9 protein-coding genes are annotated in these 9,198 nt (G+C 64.6%); 4 read left to right on the top strand and 5 right to left on the bottom strand.

Features of this window, described 5'->3' with window-relative positions:
- Window positions 1-265: 265 nt before the first annotated feature.
- The 4 genes from AC5JJ6_RS28755 to AC5JJ6_RS28740 are packed head-to-tail and all read right to left on the bottom strand — an operon-like array spanning window position 266 to window position 3,654.
- Window positions 266-598 (bottom strand): DUF6285 domain-containing protein, encoded by a 333-nt coding sequence (locus AC5JJ6_RS28755; RefSeq protein WP_496045344.1) that lies wholly within the window; start codon window positions 596-598, stop codon window positions 266-268.
- The gene (locus AC5JJ6_RS28750; protein ID WP_496045343.1) at window positions 595-1,662 is read right to left on the bottom strand and encodes a phosphotransferase family protein; all 1,068 of its coding nucleotides are present in this window, start codon (window positions 1,660-1,662) and stop codon (window positions 595-597) included. Before AC5JJ6_RS28750 ends, AC5JJ6_RS28755 begins: the two co-directional genes overlap by 4 nt.
- A complete protein-coding gene (locus tag AC5JJ6_RS28745) occupies window positions 1,659-2,855 on the bottom strand; it encodes an acyl-CoA dehydrogenase family protein (protein ID WP_496045342.1) in 1,197 nt (398 codons plus the stop codon). The genes AC5JJ6_RS28750 and AC5JJ6_RS28745 overlap by 4 nt, the downstream gene beginning before the upstream one ends.
- A gap of 31 nt (window positions 2,856-2,886) precedes the next feature.
- The gene (locus tag AC5JJ6_RS28740) at window positions 2,887-3,654 is read right to left on the bottom strand and encodes an SDR family NAD(P)-dependent oxidoreductase (protein ID WP_496045341.1); all 768 of its coding nucleotides are present in this window, start codon (window positions 3,652-3,654) and stop codon (window positions 2,887-2,889) included.
- 140 nt (window positions 3,655-3,794) lie between these two features.
- On the opposite strand from AC5JJ6_RS28740, the gene AC5JJ6_RS28735 reads away from it, so the two are divergent.
- Entirely contained in the window at window positions 3,795-4,487 is a 693-nt protein-coding gene (locus tag AC5JJ6_RS28735) for a TetR/AcrR family transcriptional regulator (protein WP_496045340.1), read from the top strand.
- Here AC5JJ6_RS28735 and AC5JJ6_RS28730 read toward each other — a convergent pair.
- Window positions 4,433-5,140, bottom strand: coding sequence for a GntR family transcriptional regulator (locus AC5JJ6_RS28730; protein ID WP_496045339.1), 708 nt, complete (start codon window positions 5,138-5,140; stop codon window positions 4,433-4,435). The genes AC5JJ6_RS28735 and AC5JJ6_RS28730 overlap by 55 nt on opposite strands.
- Before the next feature lie 302 nt (window positions 5,141-5,442).
- Between AC5JJ6_RS28730 and AC5JJ6_RS28725 the strand changes: the two genes are divergently transcribed.
- The 3 genes from AC5JJ6_RS28725 to AC5JJ6_RS28715 are packed head-to-tail and all read left to right on the top strand — an operon-like array spanning window position 5,443 to window position 8,419.
- Complete coding sequence (locus tag AC5JJ6_RS28725) at window positions 5,443-6,090, top strand: QcrA and Rieske domain-containing protein (RefSeq protein WP_496045338.1); 648 nt, start codon at window positions 5,443-5,445, stop codon at window positions 6,088-6,090.
- A 29-nt stretch (window positions 6,091-6,119) separates the two neighbouring features.
- Window positions 6,120-7,937, top strand: a complete 1,818-nt coding sequence (locus tag AC5JJ6_RS28720) for a PQQ-dependent dehydrogenase, methanol/ethanol family (protein WP_496045337.1) — start codon at window positions 6,120-6,122, stop codon at window positions 7,935-7,937.
- A 14-nt stretch (window positions 7,938-7,951) separates the two neighbouring features.
- Window positions 7,952-8,419, top strand: a complete 468-nt coding sequence (locus AC5JJ6_RS28715; RefSeq protein ID WP_496045336.1) for a hypothetical protein — start codon at window positions 7,952-7,954, stop codon at window positions 8,417-8,419.
- The last annotated feature ends 779 nt before the right edge of the window (window positions 8,420-9,198 follow it).

Genomic DNA, 9,198 nt, shown 5'->3' with positions numbered 1-9,198 from the left:
GACCGGTGAAGACGCTGCTGCCGTAGGTCGGTCTAGAGCGAAGCGGCAGCCGACAAGCAGGCGCGTCTATGTCGGCTGCCGCTTCGCTCTAGACCGACCTACGGCGTGAGCTGATCCACATCTCGGACATCGACCCGACGCCCCTGCTGGACAGCCCGTCGCCCGACGACGCGGTGCCGGCAATCCTGTGCCGGAACGGCAGTACTCGCCAGAACATCCGGCGCATATTGATGCGCTTGGCCGAACTCGATCCCGGTAGGCGGCGCTACGCAGCTCCCGGCGGGATCGGATCGAGCAGCCTCGGGTTCGATATCGCGAGCCGCGCCCGCGTCAGCTCCCACAGCTCCTTGCGCAAATCCGCCTGACGATCCGGCGCATCGTAAGCTCCGGCGTCGATATCGCTGCACAGCTGAGGGATTCGAGCTTCCAGGGCCGCATCCGGCTTGGCCGCCAGCTCGCGTTCCGCGATGCCGAGAGCGTTCGCGATCATCAGCGCTTCGAAGCGCCGTTCCGCCGGCACGGCGGGCAGGACGGAGTCGCGGAAGGTCCGGAGCGCTATGCTCACCAGCCCGCGTGCATCGGGTTCGTCGTTGATCATGCGGTCCTCCCGAAAAGGGTGCGTCCGGCCAGCGAGTCAAGGTGCCGCAGCAAGTCCTGTTCGATCTCCGGCAGCATCCGGCCGGTTAGCGCCAGTTCGATCGACGGTTCCGTGCCGGAGGTGTGGCGCATCCCCTGTTGGATCGCGACCGCCGCCCAGCGCAGATAGGCCGCCGTCTCCCAATAGGCGATGGCTTCCTCATCGACCCGGCGGCCCGCCGTCTCTTCATAGCCGGCGTAGAAGTCGGCGCGCTCGGACAGCCCTCCGGCCTCGCGTCCAGCCTGCCCGAACCGCCACGACGCGGCGCAGAACCACGCCAGATCCTCCATGGGATCGGACCAGCCGGCGAACTCCCAATCGATGATGGCTGTCAGCCGACCCTGATCGACCATGTAGTTGCCGGTCCGGTAGTCGCGGTGGCACAGCACGATCTCACCCGCAGGCGGAGCGTGCAGCGTCAGCCACCGCAGCCCAAAGGCCAGGACAGGGTCCGTTCCGGCGAACCGCCCCATCCAGGTCCGGTAATCGCGCTCGCACTGCATCGCCGGCGACGGGTCCGGCATCGGCAGGAAGTCGAGTCCGGCAGTCCCCGGCTCTATCGAGTGGATCAATCCCAGCTGACGCCCCATCTCGCGCGCCAATTCCCGCTGCGGCTGCTCCGCCTTGACCACCTTGCGGCCGGCGGCCACTCCCCGCGCCCGGCGCATGATATAGAACGGCGCTCCCAGCAGCGCGTCGTCGGCACCCCCGGCATCGCTGATGAACAGCGGCTCGGGCGCCAGCGCACCGGCGGCGAAGGCCGCGCGCAGCACCATGGCCTCCTGCGCCTTGCCCAGGCTGGCCGAAACGCCGGTCGCCGAACCGGTGCGAAGCACCGCCTCATGGCGCCCGGCCAGCGCGCCGCCCTCGATCTCCAGCGTCACCGCGAGGTTGAGGGAGATGGCGCCGCCGCTCAAGGGACCCTCGTCCACCACCGTCACCCGCTCGGCGCCGGACTTCACGGCGATCCAGGCTTCCAGCCGGGGCAGCCGCGTCTCGTCGAGCAGGCGGGCTTCCGCCGTCACGACCAGCTCCAGAAGCGGTCGCCCTCGCTCAGGTAAGATCGGCTCAGCACCATCTTGTGAACCTCCGAAGCACCGTCGACCAGCTTGGCCTGCCGGGCGTAGCGGTAGATCCACTCCAGCACGGTGTCCTTGGAATAGCCCCGCGCCCCGCAAAGCTGGATCGCGGTATCGACCGCCTTGAACAGCGTGTCCGCGACCTGAACCTTCGCCATCGAGACTTCCTTGCGGGCGAAGCCGCCCCGGTCCAGCTCGTTTGCCGCCTTCATCACCAGCAGCCGGCCGATCTCGATCTGCATCGCGGCCTCGCCCAGAAGCCACTGGACGCCCTCATGCTCGGCAAGCTTGGTCCCGAAGCTGTCGCGCTCCTTCACGTACTCGCCGGCGATCTCCAGGCTGCGCTTGGCAAGCCCGGTCCAGCGCATGCAATGGGTCAGGCGCGCCGGTCCCAGGCGGATCTGGGTCACCTTCAGCCCGTCGCCGATATTCATCAGGACGTTCTCGTCAGGGATCTCCAGCCCGTCGAAGATCAGTTCGCAGTGGCCGCCGTGTTCCTCCGGTCCCATGATCGGGATGCGGCGGACGATCTCCCAGCCCGGCTGGTCCTTGTAGAACAGGAAGGCGGTCAGACCCTTGCGCGCATCGTCGGAGGTCCGGGCGATCACGATGAAGTGCTCGGCCTCTCCCGCGCCCGTGATGTACCACTTGCGGCCCCTGATGACCCAGCGGTCGCCCTTGCGCTCCGCCACCGTCTTCATCATCGACGGATCGGACCCGCCGCCGGGATGCGGCTCGGTCATCGCGAAGGCGCTGCGGACCTTGCCGTCGATGATGGGCTGAAGCCAGCGCTCCTTCTGAGCGTCGGTCCCGATCTTGTTCAGCACCATCATGTTGCCGTCGTCGGGCGCTGCCGAGTTGAAGCAGACCGGCCCGAAGATCGACCGGTTCATTTCCTCGTAGCAGGCCGCCATGCCGACCAGCGGCAGGCCCTGCCCGCCCCGCTCCTTCGGCATCTGGAGCGACCACAACCCTTCGGCCTTCGCCTTGGCGCGCAACCGCTCCAAGGCGGCGTGGCCGATGTTCTCGTGCTCGTCCCAGTTGGCGCGGTCAGCCTCCACCGGCAGGATCTCGCGCTCGACGAAGGAGCGGACCCGCTGGCGATAGTCCTCGATCTCGGGCGACAGGGAAAAGTCCATCGCGAAGCACCCCTCGGCTACAAGCAAACGGTTAAAGCGAACTCACGAGATGACCGCCGTCCACGGCGATCACCGAGCCCGTCATGTACGATCCGGCATCGGAACACAGCAGCAGCAAGGGACCGTCCAGCTCTTCCAGCCGGCCCAGCCGGCGCTGCGGAATGCGCCGGATCAGCGCCTTGCCGGCATCGGACGCGAAGAAGTCCTGGTTCAGTTCGGTCTCGAGATAGCCGGGACACAGCGCGTTGACCCGGATGTCATGGCGCGCCAGTTCCAGCGCCATCGCCTTGGTCAGGGTGACGAGACCGCCCTTGGACGCGATATAGGAGGACACGTGGCCGGCGACCCGCATCCCCAGGATGGAGGCGATGTTGACGATCGAACCGCCCTTGCCGCCGTCGCGCATCCGCTTCGCCGCTTCCTGGGCGACCAGGAAGCAGCCCTTCAGGTTGGTATCGACCACCTTGTCCCAGGCGTGCTCGTCCATGTCCAGGAACGACGCGCTCGCCGTGACGCCCGCGTTGTTGACCAGGATGTCCAGTCCGCCCAGCGCCTCCGCCGCCTCGCCGACCGCACGGCGGACCGATGCGGCGTCGGTGACGTCCAACTCGACCACGACGGCGGTACCGCCTGCCCCGGCGATTGCGGTCCGCACTTCATCAAGGCTGCCGGTACGCCGGGCCGCAAGCGCCACCCGAGCCCCGGCTTTGGCCAGGACGCCGGCGAAATGGCGGCCGAGGCCGCTGGAGGCGCCGGTCACCAGCGCCGCCTTGCCATCGAGGTTGAAATTTCCCGTCACGCTCAAAGCCCCTCCTCCCAGTCCGTCTTCTTCGCGGTTATAAAAAACGAGCGAGCGCTCGATATATAAACTACAGCGCTTCGCCGTACAACGGGCTATGATCGGTCGGCCCTCTCGAACTAAACACCGACGGAGACGAAATGAGCACCTTGCCGGAGTTTCAGGAGCGGTTCGACCTGTCGATGGAAGCGCTGTGCGCCCGCATGCTGGAACGCCACAAGGCCACCATCCGCATCCGCAAGCCCGCCGTCGCCATCGCCAACCTTGCCCGCATCGTCGATACGACGCTGACGCTCGCCAACGCCAAGGGCTTCCATTCGATGAGCCTGCGCGACCTGACGGAGCACACCGGCCTCAGCATGGGCGCGCTCTACGCCTATTTCGACAGCAAGGACACGCTGCTGATGATGATCCTGGGACAGGTCGTCGGGGCGGTCGAGGACGTGCTGACGCACCCGCCGCCGGGCCTGGAAAGCGATCCCGCCGCCCGCCTGCGCTGGCTGCTGGAAACGCACCTGTACCTGACGGAGACGATGCAGCCCTGGTTCGTCTTCGCCTATATGGAAGCGAAGGCCTTCCCGCGCGAAGGCCGCGACCTCGCCGTCGCCAGCGAGTTGACCACCGAACGCCTGCTGGCCGAAGCGCTGGAGCAGGGAGCACGCGCCGGTCTCTTCCGGATCGCCGATGTCGAGATGACGGCCGCCCTGATAAAGCCGCTGCTTCAGGACTGGTACGTCAAGCGCGCCAAGTACCACCGGCGCGGCATCGCGCCGGAACGCTACGCGCAGTCGGTCATCGATTTCGTGGAAGCGGCGATCCGCCCCTCGCGCTGAGCCTTCAGCCGGGCGACGAAGATATCAGATGCTCCGCAGATATGCTTGCGCGCCAGCATTTCGGCGGCGTCCCCATCGCCCTTGCAGACGGCGTCCAGGATACCGGCATGCTCGTCCCAGAGAGCACCGGGCACGCTGTCGCCTTCGCGCAGCACCTCACCCATCACGCGCCGCAGATAGTCCCAGTGCGGCTTGGTCGTCTCCGCGATCAGCGGATTGCCGGAAAGCTCGTACAGGAAGCAGTGGAACCGGGTGTCCATCTCGATCTGCTGTGCTACGGACCCGCTCTTTATCGCCTCCCTGCCCTGCGCGATGATCGCAGGGCCGTCGATCCGGGCACGCGCCGCGCCGTTCTCGGCCGCCATGCGGCACGCCAACCCCTCCAGCACCGAGCGGATCTTGTAGAGGTTGCGGGCATGGTCCTCGTCCAAGGCCGCCACGACGAGGCCGCGCCGGGGAGCGTCGTTGACGAGGCCATGGCTGCGCAAAAGCAGCAAGGCCTGCTGCACCGGCTGCCGCGACACCCCATACGCTTCGGCCAGTTCGTCCTGGATCAGCCGCGAGTTCGGCGGCAGCTTCCCTTCCGTGATCTCGGTCAGGATCGCGTGATAGACCTGCTCGACAAGCCGGGGCTGGGGAGTGAGAGCGCGCATGGGTTCCTCAAGCTGATTTCCCGACGGGAAAACCGTCCAGGAATTTCTACGTCATCGTGACAAATTAGCGCGAACCTTCCTATGCAAGAATCTTCTAATTCCGAGTTCAGAATACAGTTTTCGTATCAAAAGAAACTATATGTGGCGATGCAGCAAATAAATCTTCAACTTTCCCGCTAACGAAGCATTAACGAACCTTGAAGAGTCTTCGAATTCGGAATACCGTATTCGAAAATGGGCGTCTAGAGCTAGACTCCAAGCGCCTTATGAAAGAAAAAGATAAAATAGTATTGGGAGGAAACATGCCCGGCCCCCAAACCCGGATCGATGGCAAGCCGTGTGACGGCCCCATGGGCGAAAGTCCCCTGAACGAAGGACTTCAGCGGCGTCAGGTACTTGCCCTTGGATCGGCGGCGGTGGCCGCCTGCTGCTTCGGCGCCTGCGGTTCCGCCCTGGCCGCCAATCCCGCCCCGGCCGCCGAGCGGCCGCAGAAGGGCGACTGGCTGGTCATCGCCGACGAGGGCGAGCAGGAGGGCAAGGTCATCACGCTGGATATGCTGAACGTCGGCGGCGCCATGATGAACGCGTGGCCGGTCGATGCGGAATCCAAGACCACACGGTCGAAATCCCGTTTCAACAAGGTGATCGTCGTCCGGGTCGAGCCCGGCAAGCTGGACGAAGCGACCCTTGCCAAGTCGGTGGACGGCGTCATCGCCTTTTCCTCCGTCTGCACCCATCAGGCCTGTGCGGTGACAGGCTGGATACCCGAAGACGCCATGCTGGCCTGTCCGTGCCACGGATCGCTGTTCAGCGTCGGCGAAGGCGGGAAAGTACTGGGGGGACCCGCGCGAAAGCGTCTGCCGATCCTGCCGCTGGCGGTCGATGCCGACGGCATGCTGACGGTGGCCGACGCTTTCACGGCCAAGGTAGGACCTGCCGCCCAGACATAAGGGAAACAATAAAAACTGGGAGAGAAACGATGTCCAAAACAAGGAAACCGGGGCGCAAACTGCTCCCTGTGCTGGCGCTGGCGTGCCTGGGTGCGGTAACGTCGCTGCACGGCGCGTCGGCGCAATCGACCAAGCCGACGGAATACAAGCCGGTCACCGACGAGCGGCTGGCCAACCCGGAGCCGGAAAACTGGCTGCAATACCGGGGCAACTACAAGGGCTGGGGCTATAGTCCGCTCGACCAGATCACCAGCACCAATATCGGCCGCCTCACCCCCATGTGGAGCTATTCCACCGGCAAGCTGGAAGGCCATCAGGCGCCGCCCATCGTCAACAACGGCGTGATGTTCGTCAGCACGCCGGGCAACCAGGTGATAGCGCTCGACGCCAAGTCCGGCGATCTCCTCTGGACCTACAAGCGCGAGCTGCCGGAAGAACTGGTCCAGCTTCACCCGACCAACCGGGGCGTCGGGCTCTACGGCGACAAGGTCTATCTGGCGACCCTGGACGCCTGCGTCGTGGCGCTGAGCGCCAAGACCGGCGAGCAGCTTTGGGAGAAGTGCATCGCCGACTGGAGCGACGGCTACTACATGACGCTGTCGCCGCTGATCGCCAAGGGCAAGGTGATGGTCGGCGTCTCCGGCGGCGAGTTCGGCATCCGGGGCTTCGTCGCCGCCGTCGATGCCGAAACCGGCGAGGAGGCCTGGAGGACCTATACGGTTCCCGGCCCCGGCGAACCCGGTCATGAAACCTGGAAGGGCGATGCCTGGAAGACCGGCGGAGCGCCCGTCTGGATTCAGGGCAACTACGATCCCAAGACCAATCTCGCGTATTTCGGCACCGGCAACGGCGGCCCCTGGATGCCGGACACCCGCCCCGGCGACAACCTGTACGCCACCTCGGCGCTCGCCCTCGACGTCGATACCGGCGCCATCAAGGGCCATCACCAGTACCACTGGAACGACGCCTGGGACTGGGACGAGGTTTCCGCCCCGATCCTGGTCGACATCGAGCGCGACGGCAAGACCGTGCCGGCCATGGTCCATGCCGGCCGCAACGGCTATCTCTGGACGCTGGAGCGCCATGCCGACGGCAAGATCGGCTTCATCGACGGCAAGCCGTACGTCAATCAGAACGTCTTCACCGGCCTCGACCCCAAGACGGGCCGTCCGAGCTACGATCCGGCCAAGATCCCCGGCACCAACAAGAAGCTGGCTTTCTGCCCCGGCCTGTGGGGCGGCAAGGACTGGCCGCCGGAAGCCTACAACCCCAAGACCGGGATGCTCTACATCCCCGCCAACGAAAACCTGTGTTCCGAGTTGGGCGGCGTTCCGATCACCGGCCGGGCGCCGGGCGAGCTTTACATCGGCGTCACGATCGACGAGATCCTGTCCAGCCTGCGCTTCCGCGAGGGAGTCGATGCCTCCAAGCCGGTCGAGATCGGCCAGATCCAGGCCTGGGACCTCAAGACCGGCAAGAAGGCCTGGACCCACTCGTTCCAGGACACCGCCAACTGGGGTCCGCTGCTGACCACCGGCGGCGATCTGGTCTTCGGCGGCGGCACCAGCGACCGCAAGTTCCGCGCCTTCGACGCCAAGACCGGTAAGGTCGTCTGGGAAACCCGGCTCAACTCCGGCGTCACCGGCGTTCCCTCCACCTACATGGTCGACGGCGTGCAGTACATCGCCGTGCAGGCCGGCTGGGGCGTCGACGCCGAACGCATGATGGGCGGCATCGACGGGCTGCTGCCGGAAGACCGCCGTCCGCCCAAGATGACACAGGGCGGCGTGATCTGGGTCTTCGCCCTTGGCAAGGACCAGTCCAAGCAGCAAGCCGCAGCTCAGTAAAGGGAGAGCGAGGGATGCCAAAGTCGATAACCTCCGGCCTGCTGATCTTCGGCACCCTCGCACTGGCGTCCTTCGGGACGCCGGCCCTGGCGCGGGACCTGCCGAAGACCCCCGATGAGCTGATCTCCACCGTCTCCCAGGCGATCGCCGAGCGCGACATGGCCGTGTTCGAGGATCTGGTGAACTGGAAGGACGCGCGGAAGATCCGGAAACGGGTGGTCAGCTACCAGATCCGAACCACCTTCGGCCGCCCGATCCGCTCGATCGCGCTGGAAGACTTCCCGGCCGATGGATTGAAGGAAACGGAGAGCCGGGGCACCCAGAAAGCCAACATGGCCGTATCGCACCGGCTGCGCGTCATCTTCGACGAGCCGCCGGGGGAGTCGGGCATTCCGCCGACCGACGTGTTCCTGATCGGCAAGGAGCAGGACGTCTACCGGATAGCACTGGTCAACCCGGTGCCAAGGAAAGACGACGACTGAACCAGCGGGAGCGGGGCCGGGCCGACCGGCCCGGCTGCGCTCCCGCACTGCGGACCCTTGCATTCCATGCAACCCTGGGAACGATTTGATTAGATTGCTAATTCAGTCTGAATTAATACATTCATCAGTGCAGCAGCGATGCTGTAACGCACTTCTTGGGCGTTTCCTCCCTAAACTCGGGCTGCGGTTTTCCGCAGCCCTTTTTTCATTCTTTTCAAGCTTCTAGTAGGTGACTTGCTCTCGGATTTTGCCGATTGTAGCCCATGGCGTAACTCGAAAATATTCCTTCTGTAGCCACTTTTTTGATCTAGGCCCCCGAATCCCTTTAATTGTACCGTATTATATAATATTGATGGAATTATTACCGGTGGGGATTTGGCCAGTAAGTCGGACGCCATGCAGCGATGATCATCTTCGAGACTTTCCGGTTCCCCGAGGGCACGACCCCGAACATCTCTGCCGCCCAATACATCGGCGACCAATGGACTGTCCAGATCGCCTAGGCGGTCAGCCGGTTGGCCGCGATGCAGAAAACTGGTTCAACCCGCTGAGTCTGGTCAAGCGGGTGCCAGAGGTCGTTCCCGATTACCGGTATCGAAACTGCCTATCAACGATACGGTGGCCAAGGTACTGAAAAACCGGACGCTGACGAACCTGTACAACGATATACCGACATGGTTGCAGGACCTGCACGCCGATTTAAATCAGACAGTCGCGGCGGCCTATGGATGGTCCGAAACGATTTTGATGGACGCCGCCCAAGCGAAACTACTCGACCT

This window comes from Skermanella sp., from assembly GCF_059503625.1.
This window is presented reverse-complemented; position numbering and strand designations above follow the sequence as displayed.